The following is a 23,444-nucleotide window of genomic DNA, read 5'->3' on the forward strand; positions in this document are numbered from 1 at the left end:
GCACCCACCGCAGGAGCATGGCGTGACCCAGGCGCCCATTCTTGAAATCCGTGGCCTCTCCAAGGCGTTTGGCCCGGTCAAGGCGCTGAGTGACGTGCAGTTCGAGCTGCGGCGGGGCGAAATCCATGCGCTGTGCGGCGAGAATGGCGCTGGCAAGTCGACGCTGATGAACATGATCGCCGGCGTGCTGCAGCCCGATGAGGGAGACATACTGATCGATGGCGAGCGTGCCTCGATCCTCTCACCCGCGGTCGCCCAGCGTCTCGGCATCGCGCTCGTCCATCAGGAGATCGCGCTCTGCCAGGACGCGACGGTTGCCGAAAACATCTACATGGCGGCAATAAACAGCCGGCGTGCGCCGCTGATGAACTTCCAGAAGCTGTATGCCGATGCCCAGAAGGTCATGGACCTGCTGGCGCCAATTCCGGTGCGCACCAGGGTCGCGGACCTCTCAATTTCCAACCAGCAGCTCGTCGAAATCGCCAAGGCGCTGACACTCGACTGCAAGGTGCTCATGCTCGACGAACCGACCGCGGCGTTGACCGAAAGCGAGGCGCAGCGCCTGTTCTCGATCGTGCGCGGGCTCAAGCACCGCGGCATTTCGGTGGTCTATATCAGCCACCGCATGGCCGAGATTTTCTCGCTGTGCGACCGCGTCACCGTGTTCCGCGATGGTCGCTACGTGGCGACCGATCCGATTGCCGCCGTTTCGACTGATGACATCGTGCGCAAGATGGTGGGCCGTGAGATCACCCAGCTCTATCCCGACAAGCTAGCACCACAAGAGCCGGGGCGCCTGATCCTGTCGGTCGAGGGGCTTTCCGACGGCCGCCGATTCGCCGATGTCGATCTGCAGCTTCGGGCCGGTGAAATTCTCGGCATAGGCGGCCTGATCGGCGCCGGCCGCAGCGAGATCGCGCAAACGATCTGCGGCCTGAGGCCAACGGCATCCGGAACCGTCGCGCTTGACGGAAAGCAGCTTCGCTTGCGCGGCTATGGCGATGCGGTCAAGGCGGGGCTGGTCTACCTCTCGGAGGACCGCAAGGGCTCCGGCGTGTTCCTCGATCTGCCCATCGCAGCAAACATTTCGGTGCTCGACCTCGCCAGGCTGACCGGACCGCTCGGCCTGCTTGACCGCAAGGCCGAGGATCGTCAGGCGTGGGATCTGACCGGCAGGCTCGGCGTGCGCATGGCCGGCATCGAGGCTGCCCTCTCGACGCTGAGCGGCGGCAATCAGCAGAAGGTCGCCATCGCCAAGCAGCTGTCCGTCGATCCCAAGGTCATCATCATGGATGAGCCTACGCGTGGCATCGATGTCGGCGCCAAGGTCGAGATTCATCGCTTGCTGCGCCAGCTTGCCGGCAGCGGCGTCGGCGTCGTCGTCATCTCATCGGAACTGCCGGAACTGATCGGCCTCTGCGACCGCGTCATGGTCGTGCGCGAAGGCAGGATCGCCGGTGAACTCGCTGCCGGCGAGCTCAGCGAAGAAGCCATCATCATGCTCGCCTCGGGCGTCCGGGACAGCTCAAACCAAAGGCAGGCTCAGAATGTCGCCTAGGGAATCAGGAGAAGCGCTCGTGAATGCCGAGATCGGGGCCGCCGGCGACGTGCGGCGGATCAATTTTGCTCAGCTCGCATCTATGCGCGAGGCCGGGCTGATCGTCATCATCCTGGCGCTGTGCATGGCCATGAGCTTTGCCTCGCCGCACTTCCTGACATGGGGCAATTTCCGCGCCATGCTGATGAGCTTTTCCATCGAGGGTATCGTCGTCGTCGGCATGACCATCCTGCTCATCGTCGGCGGCATCGACCTTTCGGTCGGCTCGGTCGTGTGTTTCTCGATGGTGGTCTCCGGCGCGCTGTTCCTCGCCGGGCTCGACCCGTGGACGGCAAGCCTGATCGGCATCGGCGTCAGCGCACTGATCGGCGCGGCGATGGGCTTCTTCGTCACGGTGATAGGGCTCAACCACTTCATCACGTCGCTTGCGGGAATGGTCATCGTGCGCGGCATGTGCCTGGTCGTCACCAAGGGCACCCCACTGTCGCTGTTCACCTTGCCGCCGGCTTTCAAGGCCATCGGCCAGGGCAGTTTCAACAACATCCCCTATGTCATCCTGATTTTCGTCGTCGTGGTGGCGATCTTCGACTTCCTGCTGCGCCGTGCCACGGCTTTCCGCAAGGTGTTCTACACCGGCTCCAATGAGAAGGCCGCGCAGTTCTCGGGTATCAGGACCAAGCAGGTGAAGTTCTGGGTGACGGTGCTGTGCTCGACACTAGCCGGGCTGGCCGGCGTCATCTACATGGCGCGTTTCGGCGCGGCGACGCCGACCTTCGGCGCCGGCATGGAACTCAACATCATCGCCGCGGCCGTCATCGGCGGCGCCTCGCTCAACGGCGGCTCGGGCACCATCTTCGGGGCGATCCTCGGCATGGCGCTGCTCTCGGTGGTGACGAGCTCGCTCATCCTGCTCGATATATCCGTCTATTGGCAGGACATGATCAAGGGATGCATCCTGCTCGCAGCCGTATCGATCGATCACTTCCTGCACCGCAAGAAGTCCTGAACTCCAAGGCACCGAGCAAGACCATGGCCCCTCCCAACACTCGCGACGACATTGCCGCTGTCCGCCAGATGCACCAGGCGCTTGTCCTGCACTATGTCGAAGGCAAGACCCAGGCCGAGATCGCCAGGGAACTGGGCATCTCGCATGCCACCGTCAACCGGCTGATCAAGCGCGGCCACCAGCTCGGCCTCGTCGAGATCAAGATCAAGTCGCCGATCGACCATCTGGTCGAGCTGGAAGCGCGGCTCGTGGCGCTCGGCGGTATCGAGCGGGCGGTCGTCGTGCCGTCGGTCTCCGACAATCCTCACACTGCCCTGCAGCGGGTCGGCGAGGCGGCGGCGCGGTTGCTGCTCGACACCATCAAGGATGGCGACACCATCTCGATCACCGGGGGCAAGGGTGTCAGCGCACTGGTCGCCGGTCTCAAGCCGGGTCGACGCTACGATGTTGAGATCATCCCCGCCACCGGGCTGGTGCAGGGCAAGCACTACACCGACGTCAATCATGTCGCTTCGCTGATGGCCGACAAGCTCGGCGGCCGCGCCTATCAGATCCATGCGCCGCTGTTTGCCGACACCGCGCAGCAGCGCGAGATGCTGATGGGCATCAGCTCCGTCGCCGACGTGTTTCGCAAGGCGCGCGAGGCCGATGTCGCGGTAGTGGGGGTCGGCTCCATCCTGACCGACGATTCGAGCTACTACGATCTCCATCCGTCCTCGAACGCCGATCGCCAGGCGATCGAGAAGTCCGAAGCGACAGGCGAATTGCTTGCGCATCTCATCGATCGCGAGGGCAAGCGTTGCAACTACTCGCTCAACCGTTCGCTGGTCTCGTTGACGCTTGACGAGTTCGCGACGATCCCGCGCTCGATTGGCATCGCGAGCGGGCCTAGCAAGGTCGCGCCGATCCTGAGCACCATGCGCGGAAACCATCTCGACACCATCGTCACGGACGAGGCCACCGGGCTCCAGATACTCGAGTTGGCCCAACAGGAGGCAGCATGAATTCTCGACAGATCCAGCGACAGATCGGCACGTCCGGCATTTCAGCGTCGGCTGTGGGACTGGGGACCTGGGCGATTGGCGGATGGATGTGGGGCGGCACTGACGAGCGCGAGTCGGTGCGAGCGATAGAAGCCTCAATCGACGCTGGCCTCAGCCTGATCGACACGGCACCGGCCTATGGCCTTGGCCGCAGCGAGGCGATCGTCGGCGCTGCCATCAAGGGCAAACGCGACAGAGTGGTGATCGCAACCAAATGCGGACTGAACTGGCATTCCGGCAAGGGTGGCTATTTCTTCGACCAGGACGGCAAGGCGGTGCATCGCTATCTCGGCGCCGACGGCATCGCCTATGAGGTCGAGCAAAGCCTGCGCCGTCTCGGCACTGATCATATCGATCTCTACATCACCCATTGGCAGGATCCGACAACCCCCATCGCGGAGACGGTGCAGGTACTGGAAAAGCTCAAGGCAGCCGGCAAGATCCGGGCCATCGGCGCCAGCAATGTCAGTGCCCAGGATCTTGGCCACTATATCGACGCTGGCCAGCTCGATGCGATCCAGGAACGCTATTCGATGATCGATCGCGAGATCGAAGGCAGCCTGCTGCCGATCACCCGCCGGCACGGTATCGCCACCCTCAGCTACTCGTCGCTGGCTCTGGGCCTGCTTACCGGCACGGTCGACCCTGCACGCACATTCGGTGGCGACGACCAGCGCAAGGACAATCCGCGCTTCTCCATGGCCAACCGGCAGAAGGTGGCGCAGCTCAAGCAGGCCATCGCGCCGATTGCCGAATGCCACCAGGCATCAATGGCGCAGATCGTCATCGCCTGGACGCTTGCGCAGCCCGGCATCACCTTTGCCCTGTGTGGCGCGCGCACTCCCGAACAGGCGCTCGACAATGCACGAGCCGGCGCGATCGCGCTCGAGGCAGGCGAGCTTGCGGCAATCGATGCCGCGGCGGCAGCGCATCTCACCACGATGGATGCCTAAGCAAAAAAGGCAACAGCCCCGATGAACCGTAGCCATACAATCGCCGGTCTGCGCGACCGGCCGGACATTGCCGTGCTCGTCATCGGTGGCGGCATCAACGGCATCAGCGTCTTTCGCGAATTGGCCTTGCAGGGCGTCGATGTCGTGCTGGCGGAAAAAGGCGACTATTGCAGCGGCGCCAGTGCTGCCCTGTCGCGCATGGTGCATGGCGGCCTGCGTTACCTCGAAAACGGCGAATTCAAACTGGTGCGCGAATCCCTGCTCGAGCGCGACAGGCTGCTGAGGAACGCGCCGCACTATGTCGCGCCATTGCCAACGACGGTGCCGATCTTCGACATTTTCTCCGGTCTCGCCAATGGCGCGGTGCGCTTCCTGGGGCTGACGCGGCGGCCTAGCCGGCGCGGTGCGCTGGTCATCAAGACCGGGCTTGCAATGTATGATTTGTTCAGTTCCGCACGCCGACTGATGCCGACGCACAGGTTCAGGGGGCGCACCGAGACCCTGAAGACATGGCCGGCGATCAATCCAGCCATCCGCAATTCGGCGACCTATTACGACGCCTGGGTGAGCCGGCCCGAGCGCCTCGGCCTCGAGATGCTGCTGGGTGCCACGGCGAACGGAGCGCGCGCCTTGAATTATGCTCGGGTGTCCTCGACCGGCGACGGCCTGGCCATCACCGACACGCTGACCGGCGAGCACCTGCCGGTGCGCGCACAACTGGTCGTCAACGCCACCGGCGGCTGGATCGACCTGACCAACAAGGCGATCGGGGCCACGGCGCCAGGGATGATTGGCGGCACCAAGGGCTCACACCTCATCGTCGACAACAGCGAACTGTTCGATGCGCTTGGCGGCCACATGGTCTACTACGAGAACGAGGACGGGCGCATCTGCATCCTGTTCCCCTATCTCGGCAAGGTACTGATCGGCTCGACCGACATTCGCGTCGACGATCCCGACCAGATCCGTTGCGAGGAGGACGAACAGCGTTACATCCTGCAGTCGCTCGCTTTCGTCTTCCCGTCGATCAGAGTAGCCGAAAACCAGATCGTGTTCCGCTTCGCCGGCGTGCGCCCCTTGCCGGCCAGCGATGACAGCTTCACCGGCCGCATACCGCGCGATCATTTTTGCGAATTCATCGAAGCGAGCGGCCATCTGCCGGCCACGCTCTGCATGATTGGCGGCAAGTGGACCACCTTCCGCTCGTTCGGTGCACTGGCGGCCGATGGTGCGCTGGAACGGCTCGGATTGAAACGCAGCAGAGGCACGCAGGACATGGCCATAGGCGGCGGCCGCGACTTCCCGACCGATCCGGAGGCCTGGTGCGCGTCATTCGCCGCGGAGCATGGCGTGTCCATCGAGCGCGCGTGCACGCTGCTGCAGCGCTACGGCACATCGGCCGTAGATTTCATCTCGCCCCCGGCGGTCGAACAGATTCTGCCACAGTCTGACTATTCGGCAGGCGAGATACGCCACATCGTCGAGTGCGAGCAGGTCGAGTGCCTTGCCGACCTGTTCCTGCGCCGCACCACCATTGCCATTTCGGGCAGCCTCAGCCGCGACCTGGTCAACGCTGTTCTCGACATCCTTGCGGCACACAAAGGCTGGAGCGCCAGCCAGGCTGCCGACGAGCGTTCGACCTTCCTCGCCTTGCTGGCCGACCGGCACGGCATCGACCTCCAGACTCATCAAAGGAGCGCCCTATGCGCGTGAACAAGAAAGTCCGCATGAACCGGCTGTTCGGCGGCGGCCGCTGCCTCGACGTCGCCATCGATCATGGGGTCTGCAACGAACCGAGCTTTCTTGCCGGTCTCGAAGACATGGCTGGCGTGGTCACTGAATTGGTCAAGGCCGGCCCAGATGCCATCCAGATGAACTACGGCCAGGCCGACCTGCTGCAGTCCGTTCCGGGCAAGGACAAGCCGGCATTGGTCATGCGCATCGACATGGGCAATCCCTACAACAGGACACGTCACCGGGCGATGTGGGCGGTGCTGCAGAACGAAGCCGAGCCCTTGCTCGGCGCCATCGAAATGGATGCAGCCTGCGTCGTGGTCAATCTGTTCATGCTGCCCGACGAACCCGACCTGTTCCGGCAATGCGTGCAGAACATCGCCCGTGTGCGCAGCGATTGCGAGAAATACGGCCTGCCGCTGATGATCGAGCCTCTGGCCATGCTGCCGGTCGCCGAACATGGCGGTTACATGGTCGACGGCGACGCCGAAAAGATCGTCACCTTGACGCGGCTTGCCCGTGAGATGGGCGCCGATATCATCAAGGCCGATCCGACCACCGATCCCAACGAGTTCCACCGCGTCGTCGAGGCCGCGCGCTGCCCGGTGCTGGTGCGTGGCGGCGGCAAGGAGGATCTGCTTGCGGTGTTCGACAAGTCGGCTGCCTTGATGGCGCAAGGCGCGCTTGGCATGGTCTACGGCCGCAACATCTATCAGCATGCCAATCCGAGCGCTGTCGTGCGCGGGCTGATGGCGATCATTCATGACGATGCCGATGGCGCCGCAGCCTGGGACCTGTACAAGCAGGCATCGGCATAGGCAGCGGCTTCGGGAGGCGCCAATGGCAAGCTACATTCTCGGCCTCGACGCCGGCAACACCGTCATCAAGGCCATCCTCTTCGACCTGTCGGGGCGCGAGCTGGCTCTTGCAGTCCGCGATGGCCACTCAACCATGCCGAAGCCCGGACATGTCGAACGCAACCTCGACGAACTATGGCTCAATGCGATTTCGGTCATCGGCCAATGCATCGCTGAGGCCGGCATCGACGCCGGCGACATTGTCGCCATCGGCTGTGCCGGCCACGGCAACGGGCTCTATGCGCTCGATCGCGACGGGGCACCACTGATCGGCATCCAGTCGCTCGACACGCGCGGGGTCGGCATCGTTGCCGAATGGGCCGAAGGAAATGTCGGCGACCGCACTTATGCACATTGCCTGCAACGGCCGTGGGCGGCGCAGACGCCGACGCTGCTTGCCTGGCTCAAGCGCTTCTCGCCGGCGCTGTTCGCCAGCATCGGCACGGTCTTCCTGTGCAAGGATTTCATCGTCAACCGCCTGACCGGTACCCGCAGCACCGACACCTCGGACATGTCGGGCTGTGGCCTGCTGCAAATGCGGGACCGGCGCTACGAGGCGGACCTGCTTGCCGCCTACGGGCTCGATGACTGCATGGACCTGCTGCCGCCAGTGCTGGAATCGGCCGACATTGCCGGCCACGTCAGCGAAGCGGTGGCGGCCCTGACCGGGCTGCGCGCCGGCACCCCCGTGGTGGCTGGACTGTTCGATGTCGTCGCCAGCGCGGTCGGCTCCGGCGTCACCAAAACGGGTGCTGCCTCGGTCATTGCCGGAACCTGGAGCATCAACCAGGTCATCACCGACGAACCGATCCGCGATCCTTCGATCTTCATGCTGTCGACTTTCGATCGCCGACGCTATCTGGCGATCGAATCCAGCGCGACCTCGGCCGCCAATCTCGAATGGATCGTCCGCGAATTCCTCGAGCATGGCGGCGACGCCGACAAGTCGCCGTTCGAATTGTGCAGCGAACTCGTCGCGTCGGTCGATGCCGAAGGCGACATCCCGATCTACCATCCCTTCCTCTACGGCTCGCAGCAGAATGGCCGCGCGCGCGCCGGCTTCTACGGCATCGCCGGCTGGCACACACGGGCGCATCTGTTGCGCGCGTTGTTCGAGGGCGTCGCCTTCGAGCACAGGCGCCATATCGAGACGTTGCACAGAGCAGGCGCCGATTTTGACCATGTGGTGCTGTCGGGCGGCGGTTCGCGCAGCAGCGTCTGGCCGCAGATCTTCGCCGATGTGCTCGGCGTGCCCGTCACCGTGGCGCGCAGCCGCGAGACCGGAGCCCTGGGAGCGGCAATCGCCGCGGGTACCGGGATCGGCATCTTCGCGGACTACAGCGCCGGCGCCGCGGCCATGACGGCGGCCGCACGACACTTTGTACCGAATGCAGCGGTTGCCGACGTATACGCCCGGCGCTATCGCCTGTACGGCGAGATCAACCAGGCGATGACCCCGATGTGGGAGCGCATTGCCGGACAGCAGGCACGCACGTGACCGAAGCTTCACCCTCTCCCTTCGGCAATTACGACTATGTCATCGTCGGCGCCGGCTCCGCCGGCTGCGTGCTGGCCAACCGGCTCTCAGCCGATCCGCGCAACACGGTGCTGCTGCTCGAGGCCGGCGGCAGCGACCGCTATCACTGGGTCGATATTCCGATCGGCTACCTCTTCTGCATGGGCAACCCGCGCACCGACTGGATGATGAAGACCGAGCCGGATGCCGGTCTCAACGGGCGCAGCCTCAACTATCCGCGCGGCAAGGTGCTTGGCGGCTGTTCGTCGATCAACGGCATGATCTACATGCGCGGCCAGGCCGCCGACTATGATGGCTGGCGGCAAGCCGGCAATGCCGGCTGGGGCTGGGATGACGTGCTGCCCTACTTCCTCAAATCGGAAGACTATCACGCCATGCATGGCAGCGGCGGCGAATGGCGGGTCGAACGGCAACGCCTGTCGTGGCCGATCCTTGATGCATTCCGGGACGCGGCCGAGGAACTTGGCATTCCCCGCACCGACGACTTCAACACCGGTACCAATGAAGGCTCGGGCTATTTCGAGGTCAACCAGAGGAAGGGCGTGCGCTGGAACACATCGAAGGCGTTTTTGCGCGGCATAGCGGCACGCAAGAACCTGCGCGTTGTGCTAGGCGCCGAGACGGCACGGCTTGAGTTCGAAGGCCGGCGCGCCACCGGGCTTGTGTTCCGCCAGGACGGCCGCCTGCATCGTGTGCGCGCCGGACAAACAATCCTTGCAGCCGGGGCCATCAACTCGCCGAAGATCCTCGAACTCTCCGGGGTTGGCCGGCCGGACCTGCTCTCAGGCCTTGGTGTGGATGTCCGCCATGCCTTGCCCGGCGTTGGCGAAAACCTGCAGGACCATCTGCAGATCCGCACAGTCTTCAAGGTCTCAAACGCCGCCACGCTCAACCAGCGCTATCACAATCTGCTCAGCCGCGCGTCGATGGGGCTTGAATACGCGCTCAAGCGCAGCGGGCCGTTGTCGATGGCGCCGAGCCAGCTCGGCATCTTTGCTCGCAGCGACCCGCGTCTCGCAACGCCCGATCTCGAATACCATGTGCAGCCGTTGAGCACCGACCGGCTGGGAGAGCCGCTGCATCGCTTTCCCGCGGTCACCGTTTCGGTCTGCAATCTGCGTCCGGAAAGCCGCGGTACGGTGCATGTGGCATCGCCCGATCCGCATGAGGCCACGAAGATCCAGCTGAACTATCTCTCCACCCAGCGAGACCGCAGCGTCGCCGTCGCGTCGCTGCGCCATGTGCGCAGCCTGATGAAGGCTCGGGCAGTGGCGCGCTTTGCGCCAGAAGAGATGCTGCCCGGCGCGCAGTATGACAGCGACGAAGACCTTATCCGCAAGGCCGGCGATATCGGCACGACGATCTTCCACCCCGTCGGCACCTGCAAGATGGGCTCCGACACCATGGCCGTTGTCGACGATCGCTTGCGCGTGCATGGCCTTGACGGCCTGCGTGTGGTCGACGCTTCGGTCATGCCAACCATCGTCTCGGGCAACACCAACTCGCCGGTCATCATGATTGCCGAGAAGGCGGCGGAGATGATCCTGCTGGATCGGCGCCAATGATGTCCCAGTGACGTGCGGACGCTGGAGGCCGCCAGATGGCGGCCATCACAGTCCTGGTTCAGCCCTGCGGCCGAACCTGCGGCAGGGCGGCGGCGAGCGAGCGCTCGAAAGCATCGATCAACGTATCGACCTGGGTCTCGGTAATGATGAGCGGCGGGCAGAAGGCGATCGCATCGCCCATGTTGCGCGAGATGACGCCATTCTGCTGCAGGAACCCATTCACCAAGCCGCCAAGCGCGCCGGGCTTCCCCCACGGCGCCTTGCTGGCCTGGTCGGCGACCAGTTCGACGGCGGCGATCAGGCCGACACCGCGCACCTCTCCGACGAGCGGATGCGAAGCGAGCTTACGCAACCGTGCCTGCATGTGCGCCCCGACCGTACGCGCATTGCCAACAAGGTCGCGCTCCTCGATCAGCTTGAGATTCTCCACTGCCACGGCCGCGGCGACGGGATGGCCGCCGCCCGTGAAGCCATGCCCGAACGTGCCGATGCGGTCGCTCTCGTCCGCGATCGGCTCGAACACCTTCTCATTGATGAGCAGGGCCGAGATCGGCAGGTAGGACGACGAGATCTGCTTGGACAGCACCATGATGTCGGGCTTGATGCCGAAGGTTTGTGAGCCGAACATCTCGCCTGTCCGGCCAAAGCCGCAAATGACCTCGTCGGCGACGAGCAGGATGTCGTATTTCGACAGCACCGATTGGATCTTCTCCCAGTAGCCGGCGGGTGGAACGATGACGCCGCCGGCGCCCATGATCGGCTCGCCGAAAAAGGCGGCGATGGTCTCGGGTCCCTCGGCGAGGATCAGCTTCTCGAGATCATCGGCAAGACGGCTAGAGAACTGTTCTTCGCTTTCGCCCGGCTCCGCATCGCGCCAGTAATGTGGCGTCGATGTGTGGAGCACGTTGGCTATCGGCAGGTCGAATGAAAGATGGTTGTTCGGCAGCCCGGTCAGGCTTGCCGAGGCAATCGTCACGCCATGATAGCCGCGTTTGCGGCTGATGATCTTCTTGCGAGCTGGCTGGCCGAGCGCGTTCGACCGATACCAAATCATCTTCATCGCCGTGTCGTTGGCCTCGGAGCCCGAATTGGTGAAATACGCCTTGCTCATCGGAACCGGCGCCATCTGGACCAGCTTCTCGGCCAGGTCGATCAGCGGCGAATGCGATTTCGAACCGAAGTCGTGATAATAGGGCAGCTTCGCCATCTGCCGGGTGGCGGCGTCGACCAGCCGCTTTTCCGAGAAGCCGACGGCTACGCTCCACAAGCCCGCCATCGCTTCGATGTAGCGATTGCCGGCCACGTCCTCGACATAGATGCCATCGCCCTTTTCGATGATGAGCGGACCCGACTCCTGGTGTTTGCGGGCATTGGTATAAGCATGCAGATGGTAGCGGATGTCACGGGCTTCAGGGGAATTGGGTCTGGCGTCCACGACGGCTCCTGTCTACACGGGGGTCACACTGGGGAACTGTCTCCTGCCCTTCACCGAGCTCCCGCAGCTTTCCCTTTTGCATGATTACAAACGAAAACGGCCCGCACAAGGCAGGCCGTTTTGGTATTTGGTTGCGGGGACATGCCTTATTCCGAAGCTTGCTCGGGCAATACCCGAAGAGCGGCTCTGAGTGGGTGCTCTGCGGCTCTGTCGCACATGCGGCGAGATCACTCGCACATGGAACGGAGCGTTTCAGGCTTGCGGATTTCCAGGGTGCGAAGTCCATGAAACCTTAGGACACCCTTGTCGCGCAATCTCGACAGCACGCGCGATACCGTCTCGATCGTGAGACCGAGGTAGTCGCCGATATCCTGGCGGGACATTGGCAGCTCGATCTGAGCGAGCTCTCCCTGGCGGTCAACCATGTCGATCAAAAAAGCGGCGATGCGTTCGATCGCTGTCTGCCGCCCAACCACCAGCAAATGTTCCTGGGCCCGCACCATGCAGCGAAGAGCAAGCGGCAACAGTTCGCGCGATATGTCGAGGCCGGCCACCGGGCGGAATGTGCGCAGCCCTGTCGTAATGATGGCCTCGGCAAAGAAATGGTGGGCAAGGTCAGCTTCAAACCCAAAGATCTCTCCCGCCAGATGGAAAGCCGTGATCTGCCTGCGCCCATCGGCAAGCAGCCGGTAAATACGGACAGCGCCGAACTCGATCTGGTAATGGGAAGTGACCTTTTCGCCTTGTGCGTAGATCTCCGAGCCTGCGTTGAAGAACGAGAGCGGCACCGGCCGGCCATCTCTCGACACGTCCAGTTGCGGGGCCAGGGCGGTGAGGATCTCGAAGGGCACCCGAGTGTCGACGATCGCGTTCATGGCTGTTTCCCTGGTTTCGGTGAAACAGCAATCGCGCAGAATGCCGGCCTGCGAAATTGGGTTATGTCCTAAGGGGTTCTACTTAGTCAGCGAGAGGCGACGGGCCAAAATGGTTTGCACCAGGTCAATCAGGTCATTTCCCTCGACCGGCTTTGTCAGGACCGCGAACCCATCGGGGCCAGCGGTTGGATCAACTTCCTCTACCAGCAGTATCACCCGCCCGGCGAAGCGGGCAAGCGGCTGACGTCCGGCAGGACTGAGCCGGATCGCACTTTCATCGACGATGATGCAGGCCGCGGCGTTTGCCTCAGGCGAAGCCTCTATTGTCGAAAGCGACTCATGCGATTCAACCGGGAAGCCTTCGACTTCGAGTGCGAACTCGAGCGAACGCCTGAGCCCGGGGTCGGGCGCCACGACTAAGATGGTGTTGGCGGCGTGCAAGGATCATAGCTTCCGGATACGCCAGCGAGGTCATCCCGCCAGTCATTACACAGCAAGCGGTAATCTGGCGCTTCACGCCTTGCGCCAGATCAATCCTTGTGAAACCGAGCCTTGTGAAATTCAGGCTGGACCAAAACCTGCGGCCAATGCCATCCGGACAAGCTGCGGCAGGCTTTTTGCCTGCATCTTGGCCATAACGCTGGCGCGGTGCACCTCGACGGTGCGTGGGCTGATGTTCAGATCATACGCAATCGACTTGTTCGGCAATCCAGCCACCACACCAGAGAGAACCTGGCGCTCGCGGTCGCTCAACCGCCCAAGCCTTGTTTGGATCGACGCGACATCGTCCAGATCCAACGGTTTATCGACAAGTTGTTCAGCCGCGCGTTGGATAGCCTCAATAAGGACAACGTCCTCGAACGGCTTCTCGATGAAATCCGTGGCGCCGGCCTTCATCGCCTCAACCGCCATGGGGACATCGCCGTGACCCGTGATGACAACCGCCGGAAGCGAGGCATTTGCGCTCACGAGATTTCGCAAGAGCTCTACCCCCGTCATGTCAGGCATGCGCAGGTCGGTCACCAGAACGCCATTTCTGATGCCGGATGCCGCAACCAGAAAGTCGGTTGCGCTCTCGTGCATCTTGACCGCGAATCCGGACATCGTAAGCAGAAAAGCCAACGACTTCCGGACCGGTTCCTCGTCATCGACGATGTGAACGATGTAGTCACCCGTCTCCATGTGCGTCCTCTTCCTTGAATGCAGGGAGCGTGAACCTGAACGTCGCGCCTCCGGCGTCGTTCTGGCTCACCGTCATGGTTCCGCCGTGCGCCTCGACGATCCGCTTGGAGATCGACAATCCAACCCCCATTCCTCCGGGCTTTGTCGTCACGAAGGGTTTGAAAAGCTGGGCGGAAACCTCGTCGGAAATACCTGGTCCCGTATCTTCGACCACGACGGCGATTTCGCCACCCTGCGCGGCATGGGTGCGGACAACAAGTTCACGGCGTGCGCTGTGGCGCATGGCTTCCATGGCATTTCGCATCAGGTTGGTCAGTACCTGCTGGATCTGTATGCGGTCGACCATCACGGTTGCCGGTCCAGGCGCGAACTCGAACACCGTCCGCACCCCCCGCTCTCGCGATCCCACCAATGCCAGAGCCCCTGCCTCTTCCACCAGGCTGCGAATGTTCTCCGGTGCTTTGTCGGTGGCGCCTTTGGTGACGAATTCACGAAGATGGCGAATGATCTGCCCCGCGCGCAGCGACTGCCTTGCGGTTTCTTCCAGTGCAGCCCTCATCTTTGTTGCCACGGCGTCATCCATGTCGCGCAACAGCCGGGCGCAGCCTTGAACGTAATTCGCGATCGCCGAAAGCGGTTGATTCAACTCGTGAGCGAGCGTCGAGGCCATTTCGCCAAGTTCGTTGAGGCGTGCCAACCTTGCAAGCTCGCCCTGGATTTCATGCAGACGTGCCGCCGATTCCTCACGCTCCGTCAGGTCTCGGATGAAGCCGGTAAAATAGATCTTGCCAGCCGACTTCATCTCGCCAACCGCCAGTTTCATCGGAAAGGTCGACCCGTCCTTGCGTCGTCCGATAACGACACGATCCACCCCGATAATCCGCTTTTCCCCGGTGGTCAGGTACCTGTGCATATAGCCGTCATGCTCGTGGCGGTATGGCTCCGGCATCAACAGGCGCACATTCTCTCCGACGACCTCTGCTTCGGCATAGCCGAATTGCCGTACCGCGGCAGCGTTGAAGGAAACGATGGTGCCGTCCTTTTCGATGACGACTGTTGCGTCGATCACCGTATCAAGAATGGAGCGAAGATGGGCCTCCCGGCTGTCGAGCGCGCTTTCAGCCCGATCGATTGCCTTGCTGGCGTGATGCAGCATTTCGCCCATCCAGGCGATCGCCAGGCCGACAAGGGCGAATACGACGAGCTCAACCGGATTTTGGGCACGGTCGGACTGTAGACTGTCCAGCCAGAACGCTCCGCCTAACGAAAGTGCTACGGACAATAGCCCAGGCCAGATACCGCCAGCGATCGATGCGACGAGGATAGCAGGCGTAAAGAGGGTAAATGTCGCTCGGTCCGCGAGCAGTCCTTCCAACAGAAGTCGAAGGAGGACAGCGGCTGCGACCATGAAAATCGCCAGCAAATAACCATTGCGTCCTTCGAAGCGGCGAGACAGCACCGCTTGCAGAAAGCGTCCTTTGATACCGGTAATGGCCCGCGCTGGCATGAAATTCGTTACCGCTGAGCTGAAAGGATGCCGCCAAGCTCAGCCAACGTAACTGAACGTTTGTCACTTAGCGCATTTTTTCCGTTCGATCCCGAACAGAATTGAGAAAGCGTGCGCGCTCGCTGCGCGAAGACTAGGGGACGGCTCAACTCCTTCACCCTCATCGCCTTCGATATTTCGTGCGCCAGTTTGCGCCAGCGCAAATGGCAACGCCCTCCCGTGACGTAGAAAGCCGCAACGGTTGATGCCGTGATGAACCCAGGAAAGGACTATCCCATGAAATTGCCCCTGATCGCCGCTGCCATCGCATTGCTGTCTCTGGCCGGCGCAGCAAACGCTGAAGAACACCTCGTGCAGATGCTCAACAAGGGTGAGAAGGGTTCGATGGTCTTCGAGCCCGCCTACATACGCGCGGTGCCCGGCGACACGATCAAGTTTGTGCCCACCGACAAGTCCCACAATGCCGAAAGCGTCAAGGGAATGCTGCCGGACGGTGCTGAAGCTTTCAAGGGAAAGCCGAACGCGGAGATAACCGTGACCGTGACCCAGGAAGGCGTCTATGGCGTGAAGTGCGCCCCGCACTACGGCATGGGCATGGTGGCGCTGATCGTCGTCGGCAAGCCTGTGAACCTGGATGCGGCACAAGCCGTCAAACAGACCGGCAAGGCCAAGACAGTTTTCGCTGGGCTGTTCGGCGAGGTGACCAAAGCCGCTTCCAACTGACACCTTTCGACATAGATACCCTCCGATTGGCGATCGCCGGAGGGAAAACGGCCGGACGGACCGGGGGAGGTCCAGTCCGGCCTATTTCATATGGAGCGCTCGGGAACACGATCCGCTCACACTCCGCAAACGCTGCAGTCGCATGGAAATGTTTGCGGTTTGCGCCAGCGCAAAGACGGACCCCGCAAGCAGGCTACTCTCGGGGCATCAAGTGGTTGACGCACAAGGAGATTGAAATGCTTACGCGACGTGAAGCTCTGTTGGGATCTGTCCTTACCGCCGCCGCAGCGGCAACGATGGTCGCAATGCCGGCTGTGGCCAGCGCGAAGGAAGTTGCTGGACTGCCGCGCGAAAAGGTCACCCTCGTTGCACCGCCGTTCGTCCATGCTCACGACCAGGTGGCCAAAGGCGGTCCGAAAGTCGTCGAGTTCACGATGACAGTCGAGGAAAAGCCCGTTGTCATCGATGCCGATGGGACGCAGCTCAATGCGATGACCTACAACGGCTCGATCCCCGGCCCCCTGATGGTTGTCCATGAAGGCGACTATCTCGAGCTCACACTCGTCAATCCCGACACCAATACGCTTGCGCACAACATCGACTTCCACGCTGCCACCGGCGCTCTCGGCGGCGGCGAATTGACACTTATCAATCCAGGCGAGCAGGTAACACTCCGCTTCAAGGCAACGCGCACGGGGACGTTCGTCTACCACTGCGCCCCCGGCGGACCGATGATCCCGTGGCACGTCGTGTCCGGCATGAGCGGTGCGGTGATGGTGCTGCCGCGCGACGGCCTCCGCGACGACAAGGGCAAACCTATCCGCTATGACCGAATCTACTACATCGGCGAAAACGACTTTTACGTCCCCCGCGACGAGCAGGGGAAATTCAAGAAGTACGAAACGGCCGGCGACAATTTCGATGACATGATGAAGGTCATGCGCGGGTTGATTCCGACCCACGTCGTATTCAATGGCAAGGCAGGATCGCTGACCGGCGAGAACGCCATGAAGGCGAAGGTCGGCGAGACTGTCCTGATCGTCCATTCGCAGGCCAATCGCGATACGCGGCCGCATCTGATCGGCGGCCACGGCGATTATGTCTGGGAACAGGGCAAGTTCGCCAACCCTCCCGCAAAGGACCTGGAAACCTGGTTCATTCGTGGCGGCTCTGCCGGCTCGGCCCTCTATACATTCCTGCAGCCGGGCATCTACGCCTATGTGAACCACAATCTGATCGAGGCCGTGGAACTCGGCGCGACCGCACATTTTACGGTCGACGGAACCTGGGATGACGACCTGATGACGCAGGTCGAAGCCCCAAGGGCCATTGCGACGCAGTGACGAGGATCCGATCCTGAACATTGACGTGACCTTGCGCCCTCTGCGCAAGGTTACGTACGCCCGGACGAAATGCCATGTCTTTCAACCCACTCGTAGCCCTCGGGAGTATCGCAACTGCCGTGCTGATCGTCATGGGCGCGACCAGTGCGATTGACAGGTTCTCTGTGGCTGGCCGGCTCGTGGCGAGCCCAGAACTCGTGACCCTTGCGCCCGGATCGTTCGACCATCCTCAGCCAGGTGAATTCCTCGGGGAAGGCCATCCTGCCGCGGCGCCGCGGATCCTGACAACGGTCGGTGCTGCGCTGAAAATCATGAAGCACCAGGTGAGTGCAGCGGAATACGGACGGTGCGTGACGGCCGGCAGCTGCAGGGCGGCTGACAGCCTGGATAGCGGCAATTTTCCTGTCACCGGCGTAAGCCACATCGACGCCGAGGCCTATGCGGGCTGGCTCTCGGCCCAGACGGGCGCGACATGGCGGCTGCCGACAGATGCGGAATGGGCCTACGCCGCCGCCGAGCGGTTCCGCAGCGACATCGAGGGCGGCGCCGGCGACCCCAACAATCCGGCGATGCGCTGGCTCGCCCGGTATCGCACCGAGGCTTCGCTTGGGCGGAAATCCGATCCCGAGCCAAGGGTTCAAGGGGCGTTTGGTATCAACTCAATGGGGTTGGCGGACGTTGCGGGCAATGTCTGGGAGTGGACATCGACCTGCTACGTCCATGCAACGGTAGCTGCCGACGGCGCCAGCATCGTGAGTTCGATTGAAAATTGCGGGGTGCATGTCGTGGAGGGCTACCACCGCACATATATGTCGAACTTCATCCGGGACGGGAAAAGTGGCGGTTGCGCGGTCGGCACGCCACCAGACAATCTGGGTTTCCGCCTCGTCCGTGAACGCCTCACCGTCATGCGAGCCGCCCTTCAGCGCCTCGGATTTTCCTGAGCTTGGCCGCCGACTTCGAAGTCAGGGAATGGGCACGATCGCCGAAAGGATCAACATGAACACATCTGCCATCGATCAGGCGCGCCCGGCCGCCGAGCGGCCGTTGGCCGATCCGGGAGTTGACCGGGCAAGCATTGGTGCGCTGGTCCGCGAGTTCTATTCCAGACTACGGAAAAACGAACGGCTCGGGCCGATCTTCGCGCGTGAGATCACCGGCGATTGGGAGCCGCACCTCGAGAAAATGACCGACTTCTGGTGTTCCGTCATTCTCAAGACGGGCGACTATCACGGACGCCCGGTGCCTGCACATCTGAAGCTGAAAGACGTGACCGAAGCCGATTTCGACATCTGGCTGGGGCTGTTTGGCGAGACCGCGGCGGCGCTCTTTGCCCCGCAGACGGCTGCGGTATTTGTCGATCGAGCCGAACGCATTGCGAAAAGCCTGAAGCTGGCGATGTTCTTTCGCCTTCCAATTCCCAGTTCATCGGCAACCAACATTGCGACAGCCGAGGACGACTGAGCCGGCCCCGGACCGGCAAACTCCCGCCAGAACGCCCGCTCGAAACGACAACCTCTTCTGGTGAAATCAGGCTCGCGTTTGCGCCAGATCAAACCAACCGCTGCGCACCCATGCGAAAATCGGGGACGATTTCGCCCTGACGGGCACCTGACGGTGGACGCACATGCTCGCTCAACTCACATCCGGCGAACGCCAACTTTCAATCGTCGTGCTGACCCTTATGGCTATGGTCGGACTGGCCATGGCTGCAGCCGGTCGCGGCGATCCGATGGGCGTGCATGGCTTTATCGTCGTTGTTGCAAGCGTTGCGATGATCTTTCCCATGCTTTCGGCACTCTATGCCCCCGAACCCTCTGCCGAACGTCTGGATCACTATTATGACGACCCGAGCAAGGTGGGCGTCATCCTCACCATGATCTGGGCGATGGTCGGTATGTTCTTCGGCGTCTGGGTCGCGAGCCTGCTTGCCTGGCCAGATCTGACCTTCGACGCGGCCTGGGCAAGCTTTGGGCGCCTACGGCCGGTTCATACGAGCGGAGTGATCTTCGGCTTCGGCGGCAATGCGCTTATCGCCACGTCTTTCCATGTGCTGCAGCGGACCTCGCGCGCCCGGCTCCCCGACCAGTTCAGCCCCTGGTTCGTCCTGCTCGGCTACAATTTGTTCTGCGTCATGGCCGCGACCGGCTATTTCATGGGTGTCACACAATCGAAGGAATATGCGGAGCCGGAATGGTACGCCGATATCTGGCTGGTCCTCGTCTGGGTGGTGTATTTCGCGATCTACATTCGCACGCTGGCTCGCCGCAAGGAGCCGCATATCTACGTCGCCAACTGGTACTACATGGCCTTCATCCTGGTCGTGGCGATCCTCCATATCGTCAACAATCTGGCCATGCCCGTGTCGTTCGGCCACGCCAAGAGCTATTCGGCATTCTCCGGCGTCCAGGACGCGATGACGCAGTGGTGGTACGGCCACAACGCCGTCGCCTTCTTCCTCACCTCCGGCTTCCTGGGGATGATGTACTACTACCTGCCCAAGCGGGCGGGTCGGCCGATCTATTCCTACCGGCTGTCGATCATCAGCTTCTGGGGCATTACCTTCATGTACATGTGGGCGGGGTCACACCACCTGCACTACACCGCCCTGCCCCAATGGGTGCAAACGCTGGGGATGACGTTTTCGCTGGTCCTCCTGGTGCCATCCTGGGCCTCGGCCGGAAACGCGCTCGCGACGCTGAACGGCGCCTGGCACAAGGTGCGCGACGACGCCACGCTGCGTTTCATGATGGCGGCGGCGGTCTTTTACGGCCTGACCACCTTTGAAGGGTCGTTCATGGCGATCCGTCCGGTCAACGCGCTTTCCCACTACACTGACTGGACCGTCGGCCACGTTCATGCGGGCGCCCTGGGTTGGGTGGCGTTGATCACCTTCGGCTCGATCTACACTCTGGTCCCGGCATTGTGGAAGCGTGAACGGATGTATTCGGCCAAACTGGTCGAGGTGCATTTCTGGTTGGCGATCTCGGGAACCGTCATCTACGTCTTTGCGATGTGGAATTCCGGCATCCTGCAAGGCTTGATGTGGCGGACATACAACGAGAACGGAACGCTTACCTATTCCTTCATTGAATCCATGGTGGCGATGCATCCCTATTACATTGCTCGCGCCTTCGGCGGGCTGCTGTTTCTACTCGGCGCCATCACCGGCTCCTACAATATCTGGATGACGATCCGCGGCCATTCGCAAGCAGCACTGCAACCGGGCGAGGACGCGCCAGAACGCAAACTGGCGCCTGTCGCCCAGCCGGCGGAGTGAGGATCATGCCAGAATTCCACCGCAAGATCGAACGCAGCGCCATCGGCTTCGTGCTTGCCATCGTCGTGGTCTCCAGCATCGGCGGCTTCGTCGAAATCGCCCCGCTGTTCACGATCGACGATACGGTCGAGAACGCGCCGGACATGAGGGTCTACACCCCGCTGGAGCAAGCTGGGCGCGACATCTACATCCGCGAGGGTTGCTACGCCTGCCATTCTCAAATGATCCGCACATTGCGCGACGAAGTCGAACGGTACGGACCCTATTCGCTCGCCGTTGAATCGAAATATGATCATCCGATGCTGTGGGGATCAAAGCGCACGGGGCCGGATCTGGCCCGCATTGGCGGCAAATATTCCGACGCCTGGCAGGTCGCTCACCTCATCAACCCGCGAGCGGTTGTTCCGGAGTCGGTCATGCCCAAATTTGGCTGGCTGCGCGATAACCCACTGCGCATCGACGACCTCGGCGAGCATCTGGCTGCTCTCAGGGACGTCGGCGTTCCCTACACCGACGACATGGTCGCCAATGCGACCCAGGATGCGCTCGGCCAGGCCGCGCCGGACGGTGATTTCGCCGCCGGCGTTACCGAACGTTACGGGGAAGCAACGCAGGTCAGGGCCTTTGACGGCAATCCGGCGACCATTACCGAAATGGATGCGCTGGTCGCCTATCTGCAGATCCTTGGTCACCTGACCACCGCCGCCAAGGCGGAGGTTGCCGCGCAGCCGGAGGCCACGCAATGAGCTGGGAACACGACGCCGTCGTCGCCTTCGCCAAAAGCTGGGGCCTTTTCTACCTTATTGCGATGGCCGTAGGCGTCCTCGTCTACACGTTCTGGCCGTCGAACAGGAAGCGGTTTGAAAGGGCGAAAGACAGCATTCTCGACGGAGACGACAAGCCATGGAAATAGGCGAGCGCGATCCCGTCACGGGACAGGCCACGACCGGTCACGAGTGGAATGGCATCAAGGAGCTTTACACGCCGGTTCCGCGTATTGTGTTCTTCTTCCTGGCCATCACCACCCTCTTTGCCGTGTGCTACTGGGTCCTCATGCCCGCCTGGCCGCTGGGCAGCACCTACACCAAGGGTTTGCTTGGAATTGACCAGAAAACCAGTGTTGACCGCCTGGTCCAGGACGCGACGGTACAGCGTTCCAACTGGACCCAAAAGATCGATCAAATGGATTTTGCGGCAATTCAGGCCGATCCTTCGATGATGACGATCGTCCGCGAAACCGGCCACACGCTGTTTGGCGACAATTGTGCGGCTTGCCATGGGACCAAAGCCACGGGCGGTCCCGGATTTCCCAACCTCACCGCCGGCGTCTGGCTCTGGGGCGGTGATCCGGAAACGATCGTTGAAACACTGCGCGTCGGCATCAATTCGACCCATCCCGATACGCGCACCGCTCAGATGTTGGCCTTTGGCCGCGATGGGGTGATCGACAGCAAGCAACTGGCCGACGTGGTCGCTTATGTGCGGTCTCTCGGCGGCACCGCCGACGGCCATGATGCCGATCCGCAAAGCATTGCTGCCGGACAGGACGTGTTCAAACAGAATTGCATTGCCTGTCACGGCGACGATGCCAAGGGCAAACACGACCTCGGCGCGCCTGACCTGACCGACAGCAACTGGATCTATGGCGGCGACCTCCAATCCGTCACCACGACAACCTATGGCGGCCGGCAAGGCACCATGCCTCATTGGGAACAGCGCCTCTCCGCGACCCAGCGCAAGATACTCGCCCTCTATGTGCTTTCTCTCCGGGAGACGCCCCAGTGAGCCTGGATCCCGCCCTGACGTCGAAATCGCGATCGCGAACTGTCGCGCTCATTTTGGTCACGGCCGGATTGGCGCTGGTCGCCGCCGCCAATGTCCATCTGGTGTACGTGTCCTTCGCGTCGCGAGCGGATTGCGTGCCGCATTTGAAGGAACCCGGCGACCCCGCAACGAACAGCTACGCTGCGGCCAGTTCGTCTTGCTGAAGTTCGAGATACGTGGCGTGGCGAAACGACACGAAGGATCATGGAAATGAGTGATCTCCATCTAGCCAATGACGAAGAATTCGTCCGCGTCGGATCGCGCAACCGTGGTCTCCCGGCCAATGCCGCGTTCGGTTGGCTGCGCGCCGGCTGGCACGACCTGATGTCGACGCCGGCCCCCAGTCTCGCCTATGGGGTGGCCGTCTTTGCAGTGTCCGCGCTGATCGTCGGCGGGCTTTTCCTGTTTCAGCTCGACTACATCCTGTTTCCTGCAACCGCGGCCTTCATGGTGGTCGGCCCGCTCATTGCGGTCGGCCTCTATGAAAAAAGCCGGTCGTTGGAACAGGGCAAGGCCATCTCTCTTGCCAGGATGATCTTCGTGCGGCCGGCCTCCGGCGGCCAGATTCTCTTCGTCGGCTTCATCATGCTCGGCCTGGCGCTGTTGTGGATGCGTGCCGCAGTCATCATCTACGCCCTGTTCTTCGGCTGGCGACCGTTTCTCGGTTTCGACCACATTGCGCCAATGCTTTTCACAACCACCATCGGCTGGGCAATGTTGGCTGTCGGTACAGCGGTTGGCGGGGTGTTCGCCGCATTCTCCTTCGCCATCAGTGCCTTTTCGGTTCCCATGCTCCTTGACCAGAAAACGGATGCGTTTACCGCAATGGGCACCAGTATTTCGCTCGTCTGGAACAATCGCCCGGTGATGATCACCTGGGGTACAATCGTGCTGCTGCTGACCCTTGTTGGCCTTGGAACCGGCCTGGTCGGATTGATTGTCACCTTTCCTCTGCTGGGACATGCCACATGGCATGCCTACCGGACGATATCGGTTGAGCCGGGGCTGAAGGAGTAGCGGTC

At 62.0% G+C, this 23,444-nt stretch carries 23 protein-coding genes; 18 read left to right on the forward strand and 5 right to left on the reverse strand.

The window, feature by feature from the left end; all coding sequences use genetic code 11:
• The first annotated feature begins 22 nt into the window (after positions 1-22).
• From LHFGNBLO_RS32210 to LHFGNBLO_RS32245, 8 genes are all read left to right on the forward strand, one after another.
• Entirely contained in the window at positions 23-1,558 is a 1,536-nt protein-coding gene (locus LHFGNBLO_RS32210; RefSeq protein WP_258604090.1) for a sugar ABC transporter ATP-binding protein, read from the forward strand.
• Between the two features lie 82 nt (positions 1,559-1,640).
• Positions 1,641-2,564, forward strand: a complete 924-nt coding sequence (locus LHFGNBLO_RS32215; protein WP_413774738.1) for an ABC transporter permease — start codon at positions 1,641-1,643, stop codon at positions 2,562-2,564.
• A 23-nt stretch (positions 2,565-2,587) separates the two neighbouring features.
• The gene (locus tag LHFGNBLO_RS32220; protein WP_258604093.1) at positions 2,588-3,568 is read left to right on the forward strand and encodes a sugar-binding transcriptional regulator; all 981 of its coding nucleotides are present in this window, start codon (positions 2,588-2,590) and stop codon (positions 3,566-3,568) included.
• The gene (locus tag LHFGNBLO_RS32225; RefSeq protein ID WP_258604095.1) at positions 3,565-4,560 is read left to right on the forward strand and encodes an aldo/keto reductase; all 996 of its coding nucleotides are present in this window, start codon (positions 3,565-3,567) and stop codon (positions 4,558-4,560) included. The genes LHFGNBLO_RS32220 and LHFGNBLO_RS32225 overlap by 4 nt, the downstream gene beginning before the upstream one ends.
• A 21-nt stretch (positions 4,561-4,581) precedes the next feature.
• Positions 4,582-6,273, forward strand: a complete 1,692-nt coding sequence (locus tag LHFGNBLO_RS32230) for a glycerol-3-phosphate dehydrogenase/oxidase (RefSeq protein ID WP_258604096.1) — start codon at positions 4,582-4,584, stop codon at positions 6,271-6,273.
• A gap of 14 nt (positions 6,274-6,287) precedes the next feature.
• Positions 6,288-7,112 (forward strand): class I fructose-bisphosphate aldolase, encoded by an 825-nt coding sequence (locus tag LHFGNBLO_RS32235; protein ID WP_258610006.1) that lies wholly within the window; start codon positions 6,288-6,290, stop codon positions 7,110-7,112.
• Between the two features lie 22 nt (positions 7,113-7,134).
• Positions 7,135-8,649, forward strand: a complete 1,515-nt coding sequence (locus tag LHFGNBLO_RS32240) for an FGGY-family carbohydrate kinase (protein ID WP_258604098.1) — start codon at positions 7,135-7,137, stop codon at positions 8,647-8,649.
• Positions 8,646-10,253 carry a GMC family oxidoreductase gene (locus tag LHFGNBLO_RS32245; RefSeq protein WP_258604100.1) on the forward strand — a complete coding sequence of 536 codons (1,608 nt, stop codon included), beginning with the start codon at positions 8,646-8,648 and terminating at the stop codon, positions 10,251-10,253. The genes LHFGNBLO_RS32240 and LHFGNBLO_RS32245 overlap by 4 nt, the downstream gene beginning before the upstream one ends.
• A gap of 58 nt (positions 10,254-10,311) precedes the next feature.
• Here the strand turns inward: LHFGNBLO_RS32245 and LHFGNBLO_RS32250 are convergent, their stop codons facing one another.
• From LHFGNBLO_RS32250 to LHFGNBLO_RS32270, 5 genes are all read right to left on the reverse strand, one after another.
• A complete protein-coding gene (locus tag LHFGNBLO_RS32250) occupies positions 10,312-11,688 on the reverse strand; it encodes an aspartate aminotransferase family protein (protein ID WP_258604102.1) in 1,377 nt (458 codons plus the stop codon).
• A gap of 227 nt (positions 11,689-11,915) precedes the next feature.
• Positions 11,916-12,563, reverse strand: a complete 648-nt coding sequence (locus tag LHFGNBLO_RS32255; RefSeq protein ID WP_258604105.1) for a helix-turn-helix domain-containing protein — start codon at positions 12,561-12,563, stop codon at positions 11,916-11,918.
• A gap of 78 nt (positions 12,564-12,641) precedes the next feature.
• Positions 12,642-13,004: a transcriptional regulator gene (locus LHFGNBLO_RS32260; RefSeq protein ID WP_258604107.1), complete on the reverse strand. Its 363-nt coding sequence runs from the start codon at positions 13,002-13,004 to the stop codon at positions 12,642-12,644.
• A 120-nt stretch (positions 13,005-13,124) separates the two neighbouring features.
• Positions 13,125-13,745 (reverse strand): response regulator FixJ, encoded by a 621-nt coding sequence (gene fixJ, locus LHFGNBLO_RS32265; RefSeq protein WP_258604108.1) that lies wholly within the window; start codon positions 13,743-13,745, stop codon positions 13,125-13,127.
• Positions 13,732-15,252 (reverse strand): PAS domain-containing sensor histidine kinase, encoded by a 1,521-nt coding sequence (locus tag LHFGNBLO_RS32270; protein ID WP_258604112.1) that lies wholly within the window; start codon positions 15,250-15,252, stop codon positions 13,732-13,734. Before LHFGNBLO_RS32270 ends, fixJ begins: the two co-directional genes overlap by 14 nt.
• Before the next feature lie 276 nt (positions 15,253-15,528).
• Between LHFGNBLO_RS32270 and LHFGNBLO_RS32275 the strand changes: the two genes are divergently transcribed.
• From LHFGNBLO_RS32275 to LHFGNBLO_RS32320, 10 genes are all read left to right on the forward strand, one after another.
• Positions 15,529-15,975, forward strand: coding sequence for a pseudoazurin (locus LHFGNBLO_RS32275; RefSeq protein WP_258604113.1), 447 nt, complete (start codon positions 15,529-15,531; stop codon positions 15,973-15,975).
• A gap of 236 nt (positions 15,976-16,211) precedes the next feature.
• Positions 16,212-17,318: a copper-containing nitrite reductase gene (nirK, locus tag LHFGNBLO_RS32280; protein WP_258604114.1), complete on the forward strand. Its 1,107-nt coding sequence runs from the start codon at positions 16,212-16,214 to the stop codon at positions 17,316-17,318.
• 119 nt (positions 17,319-17,437) lie between these two features.
• Positions 17,438-18,262 (forward strand): SUMF1/EgtB/PvdO family nonheme iron enzyme, encoded by an 825-nt coding sequence (locus LHFGNBLO_RS32285; protein ID WP_319944195.1) that lies wholly within the window; start codon positions 17,438-17,440, stop codon positions 18,260-18,262.
• A 28-nt stretch (positions 18,263-18,290) separates the two neighbouring features.
• Positions 18,291-18,782, forward strand: a complete 492-nt coding sequence (locus LHFGNBLO_RS32290; protein ID WP_258604117.1) for a group III truncated hemoglobin — start codon at positions 18,291-18,293, stop codon at positions 18,780-18,782.
• 163 nt (positions 18,783-18,945) lie between these two features.
• Positions 18,946-20,598: a cytochrome-c oxidase, cbb3-type subunit I gene (gene ccoN / locus LHFGNBLO_RS32295; protein ID WP_258604118.1), complete on the forward strand. Its 1,653-nt coding sequence runs from the start codon at positions 18,946-18,948 to the stop codon at positions 20,596-20,598.
• A 5-nt stretch (positions 20,599-20,603) separates the two neighbouring features.
• The gene (gene ccoO / locus LHFGNBLO_RS32300) at positions 20,604-21,344 is read left to right on the forward strand and encodes a cytochrome-c oxidase, cbb3-type subunit II (protein ID WP_258604119.1); all 741 of its coding nucleotides are present in this window, start codon (positions 20,604-20,606) and stop codon (positions 21,342-21,344) included.
• Positions 21,341-21,511: a cbb3-type cytochrome c oxidase subunit 3 gene (locus tag LHFGNBLO_RS32305; RefSeq protein ID WP_258604121.1), complete on the forward strand. Its 171-nt coding sequence runs from the start codon at positions 21,341-21,343 to the stop codon at positions 21,509-21,511. The genes ccoO and LHFGNBLO_RS32305 overlap by 4 nt, the downstream gene beginning before the upstream one ends.
• Entirely contained in the window at positions 21,502-22,383 is an 882-nt protein-coding gene (ccoP, locus tag LHFGNBLO_RS32310) for a cytochrome-c oxidase, cbb3-type subunit III (RefSeq protein ID WP_258604122.1), read from the forward strand. Before LHFGNBLO_RS32305 ends, ccoP begins: the two co-directional genes overlap by 10 nt.
• Positions 22,380-22,586 carry a hypothetical protein gene (locus LHFGNBLO_RS32315; RefSeq protein WP_258604123.1) on the forward strand — a complete coding sequence of 69 codons (207 nt, stop codon included), beginning with the start codon at positions 22,380-22,382 and terminating at the stop codon, positions 22,584-22,586. The genes ccoP and LHFGNBLO_RS32315 overlap by 4 nt, the downstream gene beginning before the upstream one ends.
• Before the next feature lie 46 nt (positions 22,587-22,632).
• The gene (locus LHFGNBLO_RS32320) at positions 22,633-23,439 is read left to right on the forward strand and encodes a DUF2189 domain-containing protein (RefSeq protein WP_258604125.1); all 807 of its coding nucleotides are present in this window, start codon (positions 22,633-22,635) and stop codon (positions 23,437-23,439) included.
• Positions 23,440-23,444: the final 5 nt, after the last annotated feature.

The organism is Mesorhizobium sp. AR10 (genome assembly GCF_024746795.1).
Taxonomy (GTDB): Bacteria; Pseudomonadota; Alphaproteobacteria; order Rhizobiales; family Rhizobiaceae; genus Mesorhizobium.